Below are 17,540 nucleotides of genomic sequence, written 5' to 3'. Positions count from 1 at the left end.
TTCTGTTTGCCCGGCCTTATTCAAGGGATGAACCAGAAATGCTCACCATGAAGCAGCTCGATGAAATGGATTTGACGCTTTACCTGCAGACTGAAGGTCGGCGAATGGCCGCGGAGCTCCGAGGCAAGACGCTGCCGGACGCAGAAAACCGGTCGCCCGCACCGCCTGACTCCTGTCCGCCCGCGGCTCGGCACCCCAGTGCCCACGGGCCCGCTCAACAGCAATGCGCAACCCCGGCCGCCAGCCAAAAGCCGGCACGCACCCTGAGCGAGGCCTTGCAGCGCATGGGTGTGACGGGCTCACCTTCGCGCCGGGTGTAGGCATTCGCCGCGACTTGCGGCCCAAGGGCTGGCCCTGTTGCCGGCTGCGTCCTATTATTCAGACAGCGCCATAGAACGCACCTGGAGACACCCATGAAACCCTACCTGCCCTTTGTACTGGCGACCTTGTTTTTCCTGTCCGGCTGCCCCGACAACAAGGTTCCCAAAGCGCCACCCAAGGCGCCCGAGCCCAAAGCCGAAACTGTCGCCACGCCGATACCTTCCATGGTTTCAATCAAAAGCAGCCTGTCCGGCCCCCTTTCATGAAAAACCGTGGATGGCCATCCGGCATGTTTGCGGCCATTTGCCTGGCCGGATGTGCCGGCACAACAGCAGAGCCGCCCCCGCACCCCGTTAGCGTCGACGGGCAGACCTATCTCATCAGCCAGCTGACAGCCGGCACCTGGACAGCCATTGCTCCAGGGTCAAAAGGCGGCAGCGTGATATCGACCCCTGCGGGCCGCGCAGCGTTGCTGCAGGCGATTGAACTGCGCTCCGGCTGCAAGGTCACCGATGCTGACTATTCACGCAACGGCGTACAGCTCGACGCCCAGGTGGATTGTGCGAGCAGCTTGAAGAACTAACGAGGGCACTCCCGGCATGAAGGAATAAAAAAAGGGGCGACAAATGCCGCCCCTTGGTTTGCCGAGCCTCGAGTGCCGACAAAAAACAATTGATTCCTGTGTGAGCGACAGTCCTTGCGGTTATGAAGCAGTCTTCAGCGCGTCACGCAGGGCCTTCACCTGGTCATGATTGCGCTGTGCGCCCTGGGCCTGGCGTTCCACCACGGCTCTGATCCCGGCGGGGAAATTGCGCTTCAGGGCTTTGCGGTAGCGTGCCACCGCGGCGTCTTCGCCGCGCTCGCATTCATTGAGCATCGCCTGGTCGCTCAACGCGCTCAGCGTGGCCCGCACGGAAACCCATCCGCGATGCAATGCACCGCTGACCGAGCCGCCTTCGTCGGGTTTCCCGCCGAGCTGGCGAATCAGGGTTTGCAGCTCCAGGCCCGCAGCCCGGCATTCATCGGCATGGCGAAGCAGCAGTGTCTTGATGTCCTGCGCCTTGGTGTGCTCGGCGCATTCGCGGAAACCATACTCCCCGTCACGGCAGGATTCGAGCAGGTCGTTCAGGTTTTCGATGATTTCGTCATCGCCGTCCACTCCTGCCTCGCCCGTTGCGACAGCATTTTCAAAAGCACCCGGGTACAGGCTCTCAACCCGGGTCCATGCCGCGCGGCTCGCTTCCCTGGCCTGCGGCCAGGTCAATGTGGAACGCTCTCTCTTCGTATCCCAGTGGGTCCGCAAGCGGCTTTCGGTTTCGTCAAATGAACCCGTATATTCCTGCCGGCCATAGAGCCCCAGACGATAGGCCGGCGCATAGTCGTCAAAGGGCCGCCCGTCTTCGTAATAGCTTTCACGGTTGTAGTTGCCGCGCCAGTAGGCATCTTCTACAGTCGGGTCCAATGCTTCGGCAGCTTCCTTGCCGCCCAGCCCGCCAGCGACGGCGCCTGCAATGCCGCCCACTACCGCTCCCACCGGTCCGGCCACCGTTCCAGCAGCCGCGCCGGCAGCAACACCACCCGCCGCTGCGCCAATACCGGTTCCAACCGGATGGGCACCCGGCTCCTTGCTGATGGGATCAAGATTCTGATCGTGCTGTTCCTTTGCCATGGGGTACTCCTTTGTCTCTTGCAGCGTTGTAAAAAACTGCCCGGACGTTTGCTCGCACCATCGTGATGTGATGATGATTGCCAAGCAGGTAGATTGATGGTGCAACCCAGGGATGCACTGCGCGGTCAGGCAAGCACAGCCTCCTTTGTAGGAGAACGCCGCGCACCCCCCAGTCAGGTTATCGCGTCAGAAATTTGCGAAATTTCGGCCTGCAGGCCTTTCAGGAACAGCGCAGGCAGCTATCAAAACAGGAGCAACAATACGGAAGAAGACCTGGGCTTTGGCGTGCGCAGGCGATGGCAACAGCACGGCAACTGAAGACCCGGTCCACCACTCAGGCATCGAGCTCCGGGTAACGGCGAAAGATGCCGTCTTCGTTAAAGGCAATGCGCCGCTCGCTCGCAAGATAGGCTTCCACGCGCCGGTGCTGGGCCACGCTGTCGTGCAAAGCCGCAACGCGCGGCACGGTTTTCAGTGCGCGGCGGGCCGCCTTGGGAAACGCATACAGCAGCCCTTCCACCAGCTGGAACAGGGAAAGGTCGGCATAGCTCAGCCGGCCACCCACCAGATGCGCGCTGCCGCGCGGGTTGCGCTGCAACACGGTTTCAAACCAGCCCAGAAATTTCTTCACGCGCGCCGTCCTGAATTCTTTTGCGCGGCGCAGCGCTTCCTTTTTCTGGTCTTCGTAATACAGGCCGGTTCCTACCGGATGATGGGTGTCGTGCGCCTCGGCCACGACGTCGGCAATCGTGAGCTGCAGCTGGTGCGTCCACAGGCGTTGAGCCTCGCTCTTGCCCACCAGGCCCAGGCGCGGACCCAGGTAAAGCAGGATGGCTGCCGACTGCCCGACGATGGTTTTTCCGTCCACCAAAAACGGCGGCGCGAAGGGCGGGTGCGGCACGTCCGCACTCTCCATGAAGTGCATCATGGCGGGAATGCCCTGGCCGTCGCCCTCGCAGCCACGCGCCACGTCGAGGTAATTAGCGCCTGCGGCCTCCAGTGCCAGCCGGACAAATTCGCCGCGCCCCTGGATGGTGGGCCAGTAGTGAAGCTCGTAGGGCATGGATGGGAAACTCCTGTGCTTGGCGTTTCATTTTGCGTGAAACCGGGCCTTGAATCCACGGCAAATGCCAATGCGTCCGCTTGTCCTACACCCAATTGACCCACGTCCCACAAATATCCGCCTGTAGGGGAGCTAAGTTGACATTGTCGGCAAGCGAGCCCGCCTTCACCGGTCATCCAGTCGCGCTGACGTTACCTTCTACTTTTGGAGCTCTCCATGACAACCGCCCTCAACGAATCCTTGCACGGCAAGACCCTGCGCTGGAGCTTCAAGGACGGCCCGACGAAGGGCCTTAGCTTTGAGCATATTTTTTCGGGCGACGGAGGGGTGACCTGGCGCAGCACCGGTCCGGGTTCAAAAGACCACCACGAAAGCGCCAGCGCCGCCGTGAAAGTGTCGGACGACGTGCATGTGGTGTCTTATCTCTCAGCGGAAAGCGGCTACACGATCACGGTAGCGCTCAGTCTCAAGACCGGCACAGCCACAGGGTTTGCATCCAACGGCAAGGACTGGGTCCAGCAGTCGGGCACTTTTGAAGTGCTGGGCGCGAGCCGTTAGCCGGCCGCGGCGATCTGCCGCAAGGCCTGTTCGAACACCTCAGCAGGCTGTCCACCGGAGATCAGATGGCGGTCGTTGATGATGACGGCCGGCACGGAATGAATGCCCTGCGTCAGGTAGAACTGCTCACGCTCGCGCACCTCTGCCGCATATTCGCCTGACGCCAGCACCTCCCGCGCGCGGGCTTCATCCAGGCCCGCTTCGGCAGCCGCTTTCGCCAGCACCTCGTGTGAAGCCGGGCTCTGGCCGTCGGTGAAGTAGCGCTTGAACAGCAGTTCCTTCAGCGCCTTTTGCTTGCCCACCCCTTCCAGCTCGGCCCAATGCAGCAGGCGGTGGGCGTCAAAGGTGTTGTAGATGCGACTGCGACCGCCGCCGGGCTCATCGGCCATGCTGAACTTGAAGCCGACCTGCGCGCCGCGCGCGCGGATGTTCTCGCGGTTGGCCTGGGCCTGTGCGGGCGTGATGCCGTATTTCTCGGTGATGTGCTCGGTGATTTCCTGGCCTTCGGGCGCCATCTTCGGATTGAGCTCAAAGGGCTGAAAGTGCAGCTCGGCCTGGATGTCGTCGCCCACGCGCTCCAGCGCCTGGTCCAGGGACTTGAGGCCGATCACGCACCAGGGGCAGGAAACGTCGGACACAAAATCGATTTTGAGTTGGGTGGTCATAGGGGCCTTGAGGGTTGCTGTTCTGGCAGACCGATTTTGGCCCGCAGCAAAGCAGCTTGCGGTTCGCCCGGGGATATTCAAGTACCGGGCGCGAGGTTAATCAGCGGGGGCCGCCCCTGCCTGGGGCCGTCTGTGGCAGCCCTTTTCAAGAAACTGTCACACAAGCTTCCTAAGATTCCCGCAGCGCAGCCCGACTTGCCCCGCCGGAGTGCGCGGCCAGGGCTGCGGCTTCACGACCACTCCACCTGAAACACTGGAAACCATAACAATGTCCGACCTGGCCACCCCCTCCCTTCCCTCCCGCCGCACGGCCCTGAAATTCCTGGCGACCGCGCCCATGCTGCCGCTGGGGGCCCTGGCCTCCAGCACCCTGCTGTCGGGCTGCGCCACCGGAAGCGGCCCTGCCGCAGCGGGCAATTACATGGCTTCCAGCTTCACGTCCATGGCCGCCCCAACGCTTGCTGATGCGGCCGCCATGGCCACCACCACTGTGGGCTCCAGCCTGCAGGTCCGCCTCAAAGACAACAGCACGCAGAGCTACAAGCTCGCCTACCAGCCCTTCTTCGTCACCGGCGACATGGTGCCGGACGGCAAGGGCGGCACCATCCTTGCCGGCGGCTATGTGGACATCAACAACCGGCCCATCATCGACCGCTCGGTGCCGGGCAAGGAACGCCAGATATTCTCCGACTCGCCCGACGGCACTTCGCTGCTGGGTCTCGCCAACGCCAATGTCCCCGGTATCAAGGGCAAGGCGGTGTTCGCCGTGGTGCAGTTTGAATACACCACACGCGACCAGGCTGGCGCTGACGCTTACGGCAACCTGCCCTCACCCATCGCCGTGCTGACGCTGGACCAGGACCAGGCCACCGGCAAGCTCAGCCTGGTGAAGTACCACAACGTCGACATGTCCAGGGCGCACGGCCTGTGGATCACCTGCGGCGCCAGCCTGTCGCCCTGGAACACCCACCTCTCCAGCGAAGAGTACGAGCCCGACGCACCTTTTGCCGCCGAAAGTGCACAGTTCAGGAAGTTCAGCAAGAACGTCTACGGCGACGAAACCAAAGCGAACCCCTATCACTACGGCCACCTGCCTGAAGTCACCGTGCATCCCGACGGCACCGGCACGGTCAAAAAGCACTACAACATGGGCCGCATCTCGCACGAGCTGGTGCAGGTCATGCCAGACAACCGCACCGTGCTGATGGGCGACGACGCCACCAACAGCGGCCTCTTTGTCTTTGTGGCCGACCGCGAAAAAGACCTGTCTTCCGGCACGCTGTATGTGGGCAAGCTGGGCACCGGCTTCTCGGTCAACCCCGCCGATCAGGGAGCGAAGATTTCCTGGGTCAAGCTGGGCCACGCCACCAGCGCCGAGATCGAAAAAATGGCCGACACGCTCAAACCCGCCGACATCATGACGGTATCGAAAACAGACCCCGGTGATGCGAGCTTCACCAAAGTGTTCTACGGCGGCAATGCCAACTGGATCAAGATCAAGCCCGGCATGGAAAAGGCTGCCGCCTTCCTGGAAACGCACCGCTATGCCTACCTGATGGGCGGCAGCATGGGCTTTTCCAAAATGGAAGGCACCACCGTCAACATCAAGGACAAGGTCGCCTACTCGGCGCTGCAGAACATGCAGGACTCCATGGTCAAGACCGGCAAGGGGTGGAACGCGGCCAGCGGCATCGCACTTGACAAGGCCCTGATCGCCGGCGGCGTGATGGTGCACAAGCTGGACGGCGGCCAGAAAGACCTGGCCGGCACCGCCATCAACAGCGAATGGATGCCGGTGCACACCAAGGCCCTGCTGGTCGGCGAAGACATCGCCGGCGATGCACTGGGCAACAAGGCCAACCCCAACAAGGTGTCCAACCCCGACAACCTGAAGTTCTCCGAAAAAATGCGCACACTCTTCATCGGCGAAGACAGCAGCACCCACGTCAACAACTTCATCTGGGCCTACAACGTCGACACCCAACAGCTGTCGCGCCTGATGTCCATGCCTTCGGGCGCCGAAGCCACCGGCCTGCATGTGGTGGACGACCTCAACGGCTGGACCTACATCATGAGCAACTTCCAGCACGCCGGCGACTGGATTCCGGCGCTGCATGGCAAGGTGCAGGCCACGCTGGACCCGCTGGTGCGCGCGAACTACAAGGACCGCTTCGGCGCGGCTGTCGGCTACCTCACCGCAGACCCCAGCAGCATCAAGCTGGGCTGACTGACGGCATAGCCATAAACATGGTTACAGGCACCGGCTTCGGTGCCTCAGGCGGAAAGCGGGCTCATGGCCCGCTTTCCGCTTTTTGCCCCGTATGAAATGCCGCGCACGGGTTGTGCGATGTGCGACCTTACGTGTTCGTCCCTAGAATGTTCAGGACAGCGACGGCCGGCCTGACGTGGCCTGACGCGTTGGGTTATGTGCATAAAAAGCCCATCTAACCCATACAGGACGGGCGCAAGCGGCTATCAAAAACAGAGCATCTGCAGTGACAACACTGAAACAGCACCGAGACAAATCCATGCGATACGCCCAGATCGATCTGATCAACTACGCCCGAACCCTGCTGACCACCGCCGGGCTGGAGCACGACAAGGCCGCCGCCGTGGCCGACATCCTGGTCCAGGGCGACCTGATGGGCCATAACACCCACGGGCTCGCCCTGCTGCCGGGCTACCTGGCAGAGCTGGAGTCTGGCGCGATGGAAAAACTCGGCACCCCAGCCGTGCTGGCCGACCATCCGGCCGCCGTGACATGGGACGGCCGCCGCCTGCCCGGCCCCTGGCTGGTTCTGCAAGCGATGGCATTGGCCACTGAGCGTGCCGCCACCCAGGGCACCTGCACTGTTGTGATTCGCCGCAGCCACCACATCGCCTGCCTGGCCGCCTATCTCCAGCGCGCCACCGATCAGGGCCTGATGATGCTGCTGACCTGCTCGGACCCGAACACGGCCAGCGTTGCCCCCTTTGGCGGCCTGGACCCGGTGTTCACACCCAATCCGGTTTCTGCCGGCATTCCCACCAACGGCGTTCCGGTGCTGATGGATGTGTCTACCTCGGCCACGACCAACGGCATGACCAACCGGCTGCACAAGGAAGGCAAGCGGCTGCCTGCTGCCTGGGTGATGGACGGTCACGGCGTGGCCAGTGACAACCCTTCGGTGCTGTTCGACGAACCCAAGGGCACCATCCTGCCGCTGGGTGGCATGGACTCGGGCCACAAGGGTTATGGCCTCACCTTGCTGGTAGAGGCATTAACCGGCGGCCTCGCAGGTCATGGCCGCGCCGACCCGAAGGAAGGATGGGGCGCCACGGTCTTCCTGCAGGTGATTGACCCGCGCGCTTTTGCGGGCCTGGACGCATTCACGCGCCAGACTGGCCATGTCACGGATGCCTGCCGTGCATCACGACCCGCGCAAGCAGGGTCTGCCGTGCGCACTCCGGGGGAAAAAGGCATTGCGCTGGCAGCCGGGCAAATGGAATCGGGCGTGGAGCTGTATCCCTCCATCCTGCCCGCACTGTCAAGCTGGGCCATCAAGCTTGGGGTGACAGAGCCGTCTGCCGCCCACTGAAGCGCAGCCTTTCCAGCGGAAAACCGATCCGGCCAGCCGTTGCCGCTGACGGATTTTCTGCTTGCTGCGCCTGCTGATCAGCCTTTGGTATTACAGAAACCATCAAAAATTTAAAGCGCCCCCCGCATACCCGGGGTTTGTCCCTAGGCGGGGAATTTTTCAGGTCCACATAATTAGTGCGTCGTTCAAACTAATTCTGAAGTGCTGCGTTTTGCAGCGGAACGATTACCGGGATTCAGCTGGGTTTTCAAAACTACACGCCCGACTGGGCAGAACTATCGGAGACATTCATGAAACTAAAAAATTCCCTCACCGCAATGGCACTCAGCCTGGCCGCTGCCGGCGCATTTGCGCAGGTCACTGTCGGCGTCAGCTGGTCCAACTTCCAGGAGGAACGCTGGAAAACCGACGAGGCCGCCATCAAGACGCAACTTGAAAAACTGGGCGCCAAGTACATCAGCGCAGACGCAGCGGGCTCCCCTGAAAAACAACTGGCGGACATTGACGGCCTGATGGCCAAGGGTGCCAAGGTCCTGATCGTGCTGGCCATGGACAAGGACGCCATCCTGCCCGCCGTGAACAAGGCCACCAAACAAAAAGTGCCGGTTATTGCCTACGACCGCCTGATCGAGGCTCCCGGCGTGTTCTACATCACCTTCGATAACAAAGAAGTCGGCCGCATGCAGGCCCGCGCGGTGTTCCAGGCCAAGCCCAAGGGCAACTACGTGATGATCAAGGGCTCCCCCACCGACCCGAATGCAAATTTCCTGCGCGAAGGCCAGCAGGAAATCATTGACGCTGCCGTCAAGAAAGGCGACATCAAGATCGTGGGCGAGGAATACACCGAGGGCTGGAAGCCCGAAGTCGCCCAGAAAAACATGGAACAGATCCTGACCAAGAACGGCGGCAAGGTCGATGCCGTGGTGGCTTCCAATGACGGCACAGCCGGTGGTGTGGTGGCGGCTCTGAGTTCCAAGGGCCTCAAGGGCGTGCCGGTGTCCGGCCAGGACGGTGACTTTGCCGCCTTGAACCGCGTAGCCATGGGCACCCAGACCGTGTCGGTATGGAAAGATGCGCGCGACCTCGGTAAACAGGCGGCCAGCGCCGCTGTCAATCTGGGTGCCGGCAAAAAAGTCGACGGCGCGACTTCCTGGAACGGTGGCGAGAAAAAGATCGCCCTGCAGGCCCAGTTCCTCAAGCCTGTGCCCATTACCCGCGACAACCTCGACGTGGTGGTGAAGGCTGGCTGGATCAAGAAAGACGAACTCTGCAAGGGTGTCACGGGCAACGTCGCGGCCTGCAAGTAATACAGGCTTTAATACAGGCGTTCAACCACCTGCTCCCCATTCTGCGCAAGCAGGCAAGGCAACCGGCCTGTAGGTTGCCTTGGGGAGTGCCGCATCCTCAAGACCATGCAATTTCCCGTTCGATTCCTGCGCAACGCTGCTGTCGACTGGCGGCTGGTGTTCATGGGGGGCGTGCTCGCCGTCCTGGCGGGCGTATTCCAGGTCCTGTCGGGCGGCATTTTCCTGTCGCCTGAAAATCTCTACAACATTGCCCAGCAAACCGCGGTGGTGGGCATCGTGTCCACTGTCATGGTGCTGATCATTGTGGCCCGGCATATTGACCTGTCGGTCGGTTCGGTGATCGGTTTTGTCGGCGTGCTCATCGCCTATCTTCAGTACACCCTGGGATGGTCCTGGCCGGCGGCGTCACTCGCCGGGCTGGCCGCGGCGCTGGTGGTGTCGGTGTACCAGGGATGGCTGACCGCCATGCTCGGCGTCCCTTCTTTTGTGGTCACGCTGGGAGGGCTGATGTCCTTGCGCGGCGCGGCTTTTCTGGTGGCCGACGGCAAGACGCAGCCCGTCAGCGACGAGACTTTTCTGCAACTCGGCGGCGGCTATGACGGCGGCATCGGCGTGACCGCCACCTGGGTCCTGACCGCCTGCGTGAGTGTGGTGCTGGTGGTTCGCATGCTGCTGCGCCGCCGTGCCTCCACGCGCCATGAGATGCCCAACCAGCCCGTGTGGGTGGATGTACTGCTGGTGGCGGCACCGGTGGCCCTGCTGGCCGCGTTCGCCGCGACCATGAACAGCTACCTGGTCACCAACAAGGACGCCCCCCAGGGCATCCCGATTCCGGTGCTGATCTGGGCGGCCGTGGCGGTGGTGATGTCATTCATCTCCCAGCGCACCCGTTTTGGCCGCTATGTTTACGCCATGGGCGGCAACCCCGACGCCGCGGTACTGGTCGGCATACCGGTCAAGCGGGTAACGCTCATGCTGTTTGCCCTGCTCGCCGTGCTCATCACCATCGCGGCCATCGTGTCGGTGGCCCGCCTGAACGCAGGCACCAACTCGCTGGGCACCGGGATGGAGCTCTTCGTGATTGCCGCCGCAGTGATCGGCGGCACCGCACTGGCCGGAGGCAGCGGCACCATCATCGGCTCGGTCCTGGGTGCGCTCATCATGCAGTCGCTGGACAGCGGCATGCTGCTGCTGGATGTCTCCATCGGAAAACGCATGATCATCATCGGGCAGGTGCTGATTGTGGCGGTGGTATTTGACGTGCTCTACCGCAAGTGGGCACAGGAAAGCTAGGATGAAACACCCCCGAAGCGCCTTCGGCGCCTCCCCCTCAAGGGGGCGACACCAGCGGCCCGGCGAAGCCGGTTCCGCGGTGTCCCTGGCCTTTGCCGTGCGGTTTCATGTGTCGCGGGTGGCGCGCAGCGCAATGGATCACTGAAATGCAAATCACTACCGAACCTCTGGTCGAATTCAAGGACATCCGCAAGGCTTTTGGCGGCGTTCATGCCGTGGACGGCGTGAACCTGAATCTGTACCCAGGCGAAGTTGTCGCCGTCTTGGGCCACAACGGCGCCGGCAAATCCACACTCATGAAAATGCTGGCCGGAGCTTTCCCGATCGATTCGGGCGAGATCCATGTGATGGGGCAGAAAGTAAATCTCCGGACCCCGGCCGATGCACAACACCAGGGCATCGAGACCATCTACCAGACACTGGCTCTCGCCGACAACCTGGACGCCGTGGCCAACCTGTTTCTGGGCCGTGAAAAAATGACGGCCTGGAATACGCTGGACGACTACTTCATGGAGGCACAGGCACGCAAGGTGTTTGGCCGCCTGAATAAAAACTTCACCAACATCCACACCCCGGTGCGGCGCCTGTCGGGCGGGCAGCGCCAGGTGGTGGCCATCTCGCGCGCCATTTATTTCAATGCCCGCATCCTGATCATGGACGAACCCTGCGCCGCCTTGGGGCCGGAGGAGTCCGCCATGGTCGCCAACCTGGTGCTCCAGCTCAAGGCCGAAGGCGTGGGCATTTTCCTGATCACGCATGACATGCAGGATGTTTTTTCGCTCAGCGACCGTCTCTCGGTGATGAAAAACGGCCGCCTGATCGGCACTTACCGCACGGCCGACCTGAACGAAGACCAGATTCTCGGCATGATCATCGCCGGCAAGCAGCCGGAAGGGAAAACACAGGCGCCGCAACGCATTGCCTGAACCATGCCATCGGCCATGAAAACCACAGGTGACCAGCAACTTGTCAAACGCATCAACCGCAGTGTGCTGATGCGCTTGCTGCGCAACCAGCCGGGGCGCTCGCGTGCGCAGCTGGCCAACCATAGCGGGTTGACCAAGTCGACGGTCAGCCTGCTGGTGCGAGAACTTATTGATGAAGGCTGGCTCAGTGAAATCAGCATGGCCGCCGTCAACGGTGTGGGGCGGCCCTCCACGCCCCTGCAAATCGACTGCCGGTCGCGCGGCCTGATTGGTGTGGAAGTGGCAGTCGACACCTTGCGTGTGGTAAGCGTGTCCCTGCTGGGGCAAGTGCTGTGGTCAACGCAAGAACCTTTGCGCGGCACCCGGCCGCAAGACGTCTGCAGCCAGATTGCCGACCTGACAGTAGTGGCCCAGGCGCAGCTGGTATTGCGCGGCGCGCAACTTTCAGGTGTGGGCATAGGCCTGCCCGGCGCGTTTGACGAAACCACCGGTGTGGTTCGCTTTGCCCCCAACCTTGGCTGGCGCAACGTGGACTTCTTGCCGCAGATCACTCAGGCACTGATTCATGCAGGCCTGCCTCCGGTACCGGTGCACGTGCAAAACGAAGCCGACACGGCCGCGCTGAGCGAATACGAATTCTCGGAGAACGACGGCAAGGACTCGCTGATTTTTGTGACCTGCGATGTCGGCGTGGGCGCGGGCATCGTGCTCAACGACCGGTTGTTCACCGGCATGCGGGGCATGGCCGGCGAGATCGGCCACAGCATTCTGGAGCTCGACGGACCCGCGTGCTCCTGCGGACGGCGTGGGTGCGCGGAGGCCTTCATCGGTTCGGGTGCTCTGGGCCAGCTGGCGGACGCTCACCGGTCGGGACACTACCTGGGTGTGCTGCTGCAGAACCTGTGGACCACTTTCGACCCCAGCGTGCTGGTGGTGGGCGGCGCATCCTGCCAGCGTTTTCCGGACATGGTGCGGGTTGCCCAGGAGACGCTGCAAAACTACGCCACCCATGCCGGCGTAACCGCTCCGGTGGTGCGCGTGGCGCGTTACGGCCTGCTGGCTTCAGCGGTAGGTGCTGCAGCCCTGGTGCTTCACCAATATCTGCGTCCCATGCATCCGCGCGGCCGCCTCGTAAGCAATGGCCTCCCGGAGGGCTTCAAGCCCGGGGTGGCGGAATTGGCCGCAGCCTCCTGAAACCATTCGTAGGCCCTCGCTGACACCCATCAGCGCATCTACCCGATAAAGCAGCGGCTCCACGGCACGCATAGTGGGGCCACAACATTTCGTGGAGAAGAAAATGTCTTTTGCGCTTTACATGATCGGTTTCGTGATTTTCCTGGCCGGTGTCATCTGGGGCGCCGTGGTGGCCGGCGTGCCACATCTGTACATCGGGATAGGTGCGCTGATCTTCCTGGGGATTGGAATCTTCAGCGCCGTGAGCCGCACGCGCAGCAAAGACCCCTCTTAAGCGGCACGCGCCGGCACTCCAACTATTCCCGCGGCGCTTCCTGCACCATCAAAGCCTGCTGCAACTGCGCCAGCACGGCGCTCGCGGCACGTAGCTGGGCCTCATTCATCCCCTCAGCTAACGCATTGGCCCATACTTTTTGCCCTGCCTGTATGGTTTGCAAGGCCTTGCGACCTTTGGCCGTAAGCCGCAGCAGCTTGGCGCGCGCATGGGCCGGATTGTTTTCATAAGCACTGAGCCCCTCTTCCACCAGTAAATCCGCTACGCGCTGCACGCTTTGCCGCGTCAGGTTCATGGCGCGTGCGATCTGTGCCACCGACAGCGGCGCGTCTTCCACTGCGGCCAGCACCTGCCAGCGCGCCGAAGTCTGCCCGGCCGGCGCCGCCAGCGCATCGCCGGCCGCCGTCAACAAGCCGTTGAGTTGCATCACCTGCACCACCAGCCAGCTCAGGGAACTGGCGGCCGGGGTGCGCTCTACCCCCTCGTTGGCGATTCCCGATTTGACAGCATGCTGTCGTTTAACTATACTTTCAGACATGACAACATTCTGTCATATCCGGATTTTCCCAACAACCTGCAACCGTCAAGGAGTCGCCCCATGCAAAAGACCTATACCGGAAGCTGCCACTGCGGCGCCGTCCGTTTTGAAGCCGACATCGACCTCAGCAAAGGCACGGGCCGCTGCAATTGCTCCATCTGCACCAAAACCCGCAACTGGGGCGCCATCATCAAACCCGACGCATTTCGGCTTCTGGCCGGCGAGAACGAACTGAGCGACTACCAGTTCGGCACCAAAAGCGGCCACCATTTGTTTTGCAGGCACTGCGGCGTGCGGCCTTTCGGTCGGGGCTACGTGGAGCAGATAGGCGGCGACTATGTATCCATCAACATCGCCGCGCTGGACAACGCCGAGCCGGCTGAACTTATCAGCGCGCCGGTCAACTATTCGGACGGGCGCAACAACGCCTGGTGGAACACCCCTGCCGAGACGCGGCACCTCTGATTCATCGCGGGCATTCACCTCCCCTGAACGATGTCGGTCAGGAATTGAGGAAGGTCAGGTCAGGCCTTAGCCCACTACAACGCAACGCGGCTTTCCGTTCGTCTATTTATGCAAAGCGACTGCTTTGCAAAATGCATATACTTCAACGGCCCCTCCCCGCCAGCCCTGCGTTCCCGCCTTCCCGAGGAAAGCCATCATGAGCATCGAAGCCTTTATCTACGACGCCATCCGCACGCCGCGCGGCAAAGGTAAAAAAGACGGCAGCCTGCACGAGGTCAAGCCCGTCAACCTGCTGGCCGACGTGCTGACCGACCTGCAACGGCGCAGCGGCTTCGACACTGCGGCCATCGACGACGTGGTGATGGGCGTGGTTTCACCGGTGGGTGAACAGGGCGCGGTGATTGCCAAGGTGGCCGCGCTCAAGGCCGGCTGGGATTTCCGCGCCTCGGGCGTTCAGGTCAATCGCTTTTGCGCCTCGGGCCTGGAAGCCGTGAACATGGCCGCGCAGAAAGTGCGCTCCGGCTGGGAAGACCTGGTGGTGGCCGGAGGCGTCGAGAGCATGAGCCGTGTACCGATTGGCGCCGACGGCGGCGCCTGGGCGCAAGATCCGGAGACCAACAGCGCCACCCTGTTTGTGCCGCAAGGTATAGGCGCCGACCTGATCGCCACGATGGAGGGTTTCAGCCGCGCCGACGTGGATGCCTTTGCGCTCGAAAGCCAGCAGCGCGCTGCCCAAGCCCGCGCCGCTGGCCACTTCGCAAGCTCCGTCGTACCAGTCAGGGATTTTCTGGGCCAGACGATTCTGGCCGAAGACGAATTCATCAAACCCCACACCACGCTGGAAGGCCTGGCTTCACTCAAACCGGCCTTCGAGCAGCTGGGCGGCATGGGCTTTGATGCCGTGGCGCTGCAGCGCTATCCGCAGGTCGAGCGCATCCACCACGTGCACCACGCCGGTAATTCGTCGGGCATTGTGGACGGCGCGGCCGCTGTGCTGGTGGGCTCGGAAGCCGCCGGAAAAATCCACGGCCTCAAGCCGCGCGCCCGCATCGTGGCCGCCGCCCTGAGCGGCGCCGACCCCACCATCATGCTGACCGGCCCCATGCCCGCCACGCGCAAGGCGCTGGCCAGGGCCGGCATGACGGTGGAGCAGATCGACCTGTTCGAAGTCAACGAGGCTTTTGCCGCCGTGGTGATGCGCTTCATGAAAGAGATGAAGGTGCCGCACCACAAGGTCAACGTGAACGGCGGCGCCATTGCCATGGGCCATCCGCTGGGCGCCACCGGCGCGATGATCCTCGGCACGCTGGTCGACGAGCTGCACAGGCGCAAGTTGCGCTACGGCCTGGCCACGCTGTGCGTGGGTGGCGGCATGGGCATCGCGACCATCGTGGAAAGAATATGACTCCCCCCCGAAGCGCCTGCTGCGCAGCCGCCTCCCCCTCAAGGGGGCAACACCAGCGGCCCGGCAAAGCCGGTTCCGCGGTGTTTTCCGTGAAAACCCTCCTTTCCCAGCCTCTCCCATGAAAACTATCCACTATGAACTGAGTGACGGTATTGCCACCATCACGTTCGACGAGCCCGGCTCGCCCGTCAACACCATGTGCCTGCAATGGCAGGGCGATCTCAGTGAAGTCACGGCCCAAGTGGTGAAAGACAAGGACGCCCTCAAAGGCATCATCCTCGCCTCCGCCAAAAGCACTTTTTTTGCCGGCGCTGACTTGAAGGCCGTGATGCGCCTCACACCGGCCGACGCGCCCAAGGCCTACGCAGAGATCGAACGCGTCAAGAAAAACTTCCGTACCCTGGAAACGCTGGGCATCCCCGTGGCTAGTTGCCTTAACGGCACGGCACTGGGCGGCGGCTGGGAAGTCGCGTTGGTCGGCCACTACCGCGTGGCGGTGGACGACCGTAAAACGCAGTTTGGCCTGCCCGAGGTCACGCTGGGCCTGCTGCCCGGTGCCAGCGGCGTGACCAAGATGACGCGCCACCTTGGCTTGATGGGCGCGCAACCCTATCTGGTCGAGGGTAAAACCTTTAACCCACGTGAGGCGCTTGAGCTGGGCCTGGTGCACGAGCTGGTGCCTGATGCTGCCGGGTTGCAAAGCAAAGCACTTGCCTGGATCGCCACCAACCCCAAAGCCCAACACCCTTGGGAAGCCAGAGACTACAAAATCCCGGGTGGCACACCGGCCAGTTCCAAGATCGCCGCGGCGCTCAGCGTCGCGCCCGCCATGCTCAAAAAGCAGACGCGCGGCCTCTACCCCGCGCCTGCAGCCATCCTGGCCTGCATGGTGGAAGGCACACAGGTGGACCTGGAGACCGCCTTTCGCATCGAAAGCCGCTACCTCGCCAAACTCATGACGGGCACCAATGCCAAGGCCATGATCAACACCTTTTTCTTCGACATGAACGCCATCAAGAGCGGGCAGTCGCGGCCCAAAGGCGTAGGGCGTTTCAGGCCTGCCAAGGTCGGCCTGCTGGGCGCCGGCATGATGGGCGCGGGCATCGCTTACGCACAGGCCAGCAAAGGCATTGCCACCGTGCTCAAGGACGTCAGCCAGGACAAGGCCGAAGCCGGCAAGGCTTACAGCAGCAAGATCACCGCGCCGCGTGTGGAGAAAGGCCGCATGACGGCCGCCGAGCAAAGCGCCCTGCTCTCTCGCATCACCGCGACCGACCAGGTTGCGGAACTAGCCGGCTGCGACCTCATCATCGAGGCCGTCTTCGAGCGGCGCGACCTCAAGGCCAAAGTGACGCAGGAGGCCGAGCCGTTGCTGGCGCCCGGCGGTTTCTTCGCGTCCAATACCTCGACCCTGCCCATCAGCAGCCTGGCCACGGCAAGCGACAGGCCCGAAAAATTCATCGGGATCCACTTCTTCAGCCCGGTCGACAAGATGAAGCTGGTCGAGATCATTCGCGGCAAGCAAACCGACGATGAAACCGTGGCCTGCGCCTTCGACTATGTGCAGGCCCTGGGCAAGATCCCCATCGTGGTGAACGATGCGCGCGGCTTTTACACCAGCCGCACCTTCGGCACCTTTGTGATGGAAGGCGCGGCCATGCTGGGCGAAGGCATTCCCGCCGCCGCGATTGAAAATGCCGGCATCCAGGCCGGCATGCCCGTCGGCCCGCTGGCCGTGCTGGACGAAACCGCCTTGTCACTGAGCGTGCACGTGCTGGACCAGACACGCACCGACTTCACCACAGAAGGCAAGACCTACACCGCCACGCCCGGCGAGCTGCTGGTCGAACGCATGGTGAAAGAGTTGAAGCGCCCCGGCCGCGCCAGCGGCGGTGGCTTTTACGACTACCCCACCGAGCCAGGTGCGAAAAAACACCTGTGGCCCGAACTCAAGTCCCTGTTTGAAAAACCCGGCGCCGCCTGGGACATCAACGAACTCAAAGACCGGCTGCTTTACCGCCAGGCTGTGGAGACTGCCCGATGCCTCAGCGAAGGCGTACTGACCACCGTGCATGACGCCAACATCGGCTCAATTTTCGGTATCGGCTTTCCGGCCTGGACCGGAGGTGCGATGCAGTTTATCTACGGCATGGGGATTGACGCCTTTGTCTCGCACTGCGACGAACTGGCCGAAAAATTCGGGCCCGGCTTTGCGCTGACGGATGCGGTCAAAGATGCGATCCGCCAACATCAGCCGGTTTACTGAGCTGCTTCGTTTAACTCA

The 17,540-nt window shown here is 62.4% G+C and carries 18 protein-coding genes; 14 read left to right on the top strand and 4 right to left on the bottom strand.

The features are described 5' to 3' along the window. Positions 1-47: 47 nt before the first annotated feature. The 3 genes from AC1DWQ_RS09435 to AC1DWQ_RS09425 all read left to right on the top strand — a co-directional run bounded on the left by AC1DWQ_RS09435 (position 48) and on the right by AC1DWQ_RS09425 (position 904). A complete protein-coding gene (locus AC1DWQ_RS09435) occupies positions 48-320 on the top strand; it encodes a hypothetical protein (protein ID WP_477669387.1) in 273 nt (90 codons plus the stop codon). A gap of 93 nt (positions 321-413) precedes the next feature. Then, positions 414-587 (top strand): hypothetical protein, encoded by a 174-nt coding sequence (locus tag AC1DWQ_RS09430; protein ID WP_477669386.1) that lies wholly within the window; start codon positions 414-416, stop codon positions 585-587. Further along, positions 584-904 (top strand): hypothetical protein, encoded by a 321-nt coding sequence (locus AC1DWQ_RS09425; protein ID WP_457280711.1) that lies wholly within the window; start codon positions 584-586, stop codon positions 902-904. The genes AC1DWQ_RS09430 and AC1DWQ_RS09425 overlap by 4 nt, the downstream gene beginning before the upstream one ends. Before the next feature lie 120 nt (positions 905-1,024). Here the strand turns inward: AC1DWQ_RS09425 and AC1DWQ_RS09420 are convergent, their stop codons facing one another. After that, complete coding sequence (locus AC1DWQ_RS09420) at positions 1,025-1,990, bottom strand: ferritin-like domain-containing protein (RefSeq protein ID WP_477669385.1); 966 nt, start codon at positions 1,988-1,990, stop codon at positions 1,025-1,027. A gap of 334 nt (positions 1,991-2,324) precedes the next feature. After that, positions 2,325-3,053, bottom strand: a complete 729-nt coding sequence (locus AC1DWQ_RS09415) for a glutathione S-transferase (protein ID WP_477669384.1) — start codon at positions 3,051-3,053, stop codon at positions 2,325-2,327. 216 nt (positions 3,054-3,269) lie between these two features. On the opposite strand from AC1DWQ_RS09415, the gene AC1DWQ_RS09410 reads away from it, so the two are divergent. Beyond that, positions 3,270-3,611: a MoaF N-terminal domain-containing protein gene (locus tag AC1DWQ_RS09410; protein ID WP_477669383.1), complete on the top strand. Its 342-nt coding sequence runs from the start codon at positions 3,270-3,272 to the stop codon at positions 3,609-3,611. Here the strand turns inward: AC1DWQ_RS09410 and AC1DWQ_RS09405 are convergent. Continuing rightward, positions 3,608-4,276 carry a DsbA family oxidoreductase gene (locus tag AC1DWQ_RS09405; protein WP_477669382.1) on the bottom strand — a complete coding sequence of 223 codons (669 nt, stop codon included), beginning with the start codon at positions 4,274-4,276 and terminating at the stop codon, positions 3,608-3,610. The two genes, AC1DWQ_RS09410 and AC1DWQ_RS09405, sit on opposite strands and share 4 nt — an antisense overlap. 268 nt (positions 4,277-4,544) lie before the next feature. Here AC1DWQ_RS09405 and AC1DWQ_RS09400 point away from each other — a divergent pair, with 268 nt between their 5' ends. The 7 genes from AC1DWQ_RS09400 to AC1DWQ_RS09370 all read left to right on the top strand — a co-directional run bounded on the left by AC1DWQ_RS09400 (position 4,545) and on the right by AC1DWQ_RS09370 (position 12,848). Next, positions 4,545-6,503 carry a PhoX family protein gene (locus tag AC1DWQ_RS09400; protein WP_477669381.1) on the top strand — a complete coding sequence of 653 codons (1,959 nt, stop codon included), beginning with the start codon at positions 4,545-4,547 and terminating at the stop codon, positions 6,501-6,503. A 301-nt stretch (positions 6,504-6,804) separates the two neighbouring features. Next, positions 6,805-7,854, top strand: a complete 1,050-nt coding sequence (locus tag AC1DWQ_RS09395) for an Ldh family oxidoreductase (protein ID WP_477669380.1) — start codon at positions 6,805-6,807, stop codon at positions 7,852-7,854. Between the two features lie 290 nt (positions 7,855-8,144). Then, entirely contained in the window at positions 8,145-9,161 is a 1,017-nt protein-coding gene (gene xylF / locus AC1DWQ_RS09390) for a D-xylose ABC transporter substrate-binding protein (protein WP_457280705.1), read from the top strand. Between the two features lie 162 nt (positions 9,162-9,323). Next, positions 9,324-10,454, top strand: coding sequence for a sugar ABC transporter permease (locus AC1DWQ_RS09385; RefSeq protein WP_477669620.1), 1,131 nt, complete (start codon positions 9,324-9,326; stop codon positions 10,452-10,454). A 146-nt stretch (positions 10,455-10,600) separates the two neighbouring features. After that, on the top strand, positions 10,601-11,380 hold the full coding sequence (locus AC1DWQ_RS09380; RefSeq protein WP_477669379.1) for an ATP-binding cassette domain-containing protein: 780 nt from the start codon (positions 10,601-10,603) through the stop codon (positions 11,378-11,380). A gap of 15 nt (positions 11,381-11,395) precedes the next feature. Next, positions 11,396-12,574 carry an ROK family protein gene (locus AC1DWQ_RS09375; RefSeq protein WP_477669378.1) on the top strand — a complete coding sequence of 393 codons (1,179 nt, stop codon included), beginning with the start codon at positions 11,396-11,398 and terminating at the stop codon, positions 12,572-12,574. A 103-nt stretch (positions 12,575-12,677) separates the two neighbouring features. Continuing rightward, entirely contained in the window at positions 12,678-12,848 is a 171-nt protein-coding gene (locus tag AC1DWQ_RS09370) for a hypothetical protein (RefSeq protein ID WP_457280702.1), read from the top strand. Between the two features lie 22 nt (positions 12,849-12,870). Here AC1DWQ_RS09370 and AC1DWQ_RS09365 read toward each other — a convergent pair whose 3' ends face one another. Then, a complete protein-coding gene (locus AC1DWQ_RS09365) occupies positions 12,871-13,386 on the bottom strand; it encodes a MarR family winged helix-turn-helix transcriptional regulator (protein ID WP_477669377.1) in 516 nt (171 codons plus the stop codon). Between the two features lie 60 nt (positions 13,387-13,446). Between AC1DWQ_RS09365 and AC1DWQ_RS09360 the strand changes: the two genes are divergently transcribed. From AC1DWQ_RS09360 to AC1DWQ_RS09350, 3 genes are all read left to right on the top strand, one after another. After that, the gene (locus AC1DWQ_RS09360; RefSeq protein ID WP_477669376.1) at positions 13,447-13,851 is read left to right on the top strand and encodes a GFA family protein; all 405 of its coding nucleotides are present in this window, start codon (positions 13,447-13,449) and stop codon (positions 13,849-13,851) included. 196 nt (positions 13,852-14,047) lie between these two features. Further along, positions 14,048-15,256 (top strand): acetyl-CoA C-acetyltransferase, encoded by a 1,209-nt coding sequence (locus AC1DWQ_RS09355; RefSeq protein ID WP_477669375.1) that lies wholly within the window; start codon positions 14,048-14,050, stop codon positions 15,254-15,256. Between the two features lie 118 nt (positions 15,257-15,374). Next, positions 15,375-17,522, top strand: coding sequence for a 3-hydroxyacyl-CoA dehydrogenase NAD-binding domain-containing protein (locus tag AC1DWQ_RS09350; protein ID WP_477669374.1), 2,148 nt, complete (start codon positions 15,375-15,377; stop codon positions 17,520-17,522). Positions 17,523-17,540: the final 18 nt, after the last annotated feature.

The organism is Polaromonas sp. P2_G11, assembly GCF_056403595.1.
This window is presented reverse-complemented; position numbering and strand designations above follow the sequence as displayed.

What these genes read in the sequence shown, in the direction of transcription:
- AC1DWQ_RS09435 (WP_477669387.1), top strand. Translation starts at nt 48, where the DNA reads ATGAAGCAGCTCGATGAAATGGATTTGACGCTTTACCTGCAGACTGAA.
- AC1DWQ_RS09430 (WP_477669386.1), top strand. Translation starts at nt 414, where the DNA reads ATGAAACCCTACCTGCCCTTTGTACTGGCGACCTTGTTTTTCCTGTCC.
- AC1DWQ_RS09425 (WP_457280711.1), top strand. Translation starts at nt 584, where the DNA reads ATGAAAAACCGTGGATGGCCATCCGGCATGTTTGCGGCCATTTGCCTG.
- AC1DWQ_RS09420 (WP_477669385.1), bottom strand. Translation starts at nt 1,990, where the DNA reads ATGGCAAAGGAACAGCACGATCAGAATCTTGATCCCATCAGCAAGGAG.
- AC1DWQ_RS09415 (WP_477669384.1), bottom strand. Translation starts at nt 3,053, where the DNA reads ATGCCCTACGAGCTTCACTACTGGCCCACCATCCAGGGGCGCGGCGAA.
- AC1DWQ_RS09410 (WP_477669383.1), top strand. Translation starts at nt 3,270, where the DNA reads ATGACAACCGCCCTCAACGAATCCTTGCACGGCAAGACCCTGCGCTGG.
- AC1DWQ_RS09405 (WP_477669382.1), bottom strand. Translation starts at nt 4,276, where the DNA reads ATGACCACCCAACTCAAAATCGATTTTGTGTCCGACGTTTCCTGCCCC.
- AC1DWQ_RS09400 (WP_477669381.1), top strand. Translation starts at nt 4,545, where the DNA reads ATGTCCGACCTGGCCACCCCCTCCCTTCCCTCCCGCCGCACGGCCCTG.
- AC1DWQ_RS09395 (WP_477669380.1), top strand. Translation starts at nt 6,805, where the DNA reads ATGCGATACGCCCAGATCGATCTGATCAACTACGCCCGAACCCTGCTG.
- xylF (WP_457280705.1), top strand. Translation starts at nt 8,145, where the DNA reads ATGAAACTAAAAAATTCCCTCACCGCAATGGCACTCAGCCTGGCCGCT.
- AC1DWQ_RS09385 (WP_477669620.1), top strand. Translation starts at nt 9,324, where the DNA reads ATGGGGGGCGTGCTCGCCGTCCTGGCGGGCGTATTCCAGGTCCTGTCG.
- AC1DWQ_RS09380 (WP_477669379.1), top strand. Translation starts at nt 10,601, where the DNA reads ATGCAAATCACTACCGAACCTCTGGTCGAATTCAAGGACATCCGCAAG.
- AC1DWQ_RS09375 (WP_477669378.1), top strand. Translation starts at nt 11,396, where the DNA reads ATGAAAACCACAGGTGACCAGCAACTTGTCAAACGCATCAACCGCAGT.
- AC1DWQ_RS09370 (WP_457280702.1), top strand. Translation starts at nt 12,678, where the DNA reads ATGTCTTTTGCGCTTTACATGATCGGTTTCGTGATTTTCCTGGCCGGT.
- AC1DWQ_RS09365 (WP_477669377.1), bottom strand. Translation starts at nt 13,386, where the DNA reads ATGTCTGAAAGTATAGTTAAACGACAGCATGCTGTCAAATCGGGAATC.
- AC1DWQ_RS09360 (WP_477669376.1), top strand. Translation starts at nt 13,447, where the DNA reads ATGCAAAAGACCTATACCGGAAGCTGCCACTGCGGCGCCGTCCGTTTT.
- AC1DWQ_RS09355 (WP_477669375.1), top strand. Translation starts at nt 14,048, where the DNA reads ATGAGCATCGAAGCCTTTATCTACGACGCCATCCGCACGCCGCGCGGC.
- AC1DWQ_RS09350 (WP_477669374.1), top strand. Translation starts at nt 15,375, where the DNA reads ATGAAAACTATCCACTATGAACTGAGTGACGGTATTGCCACCATCACG.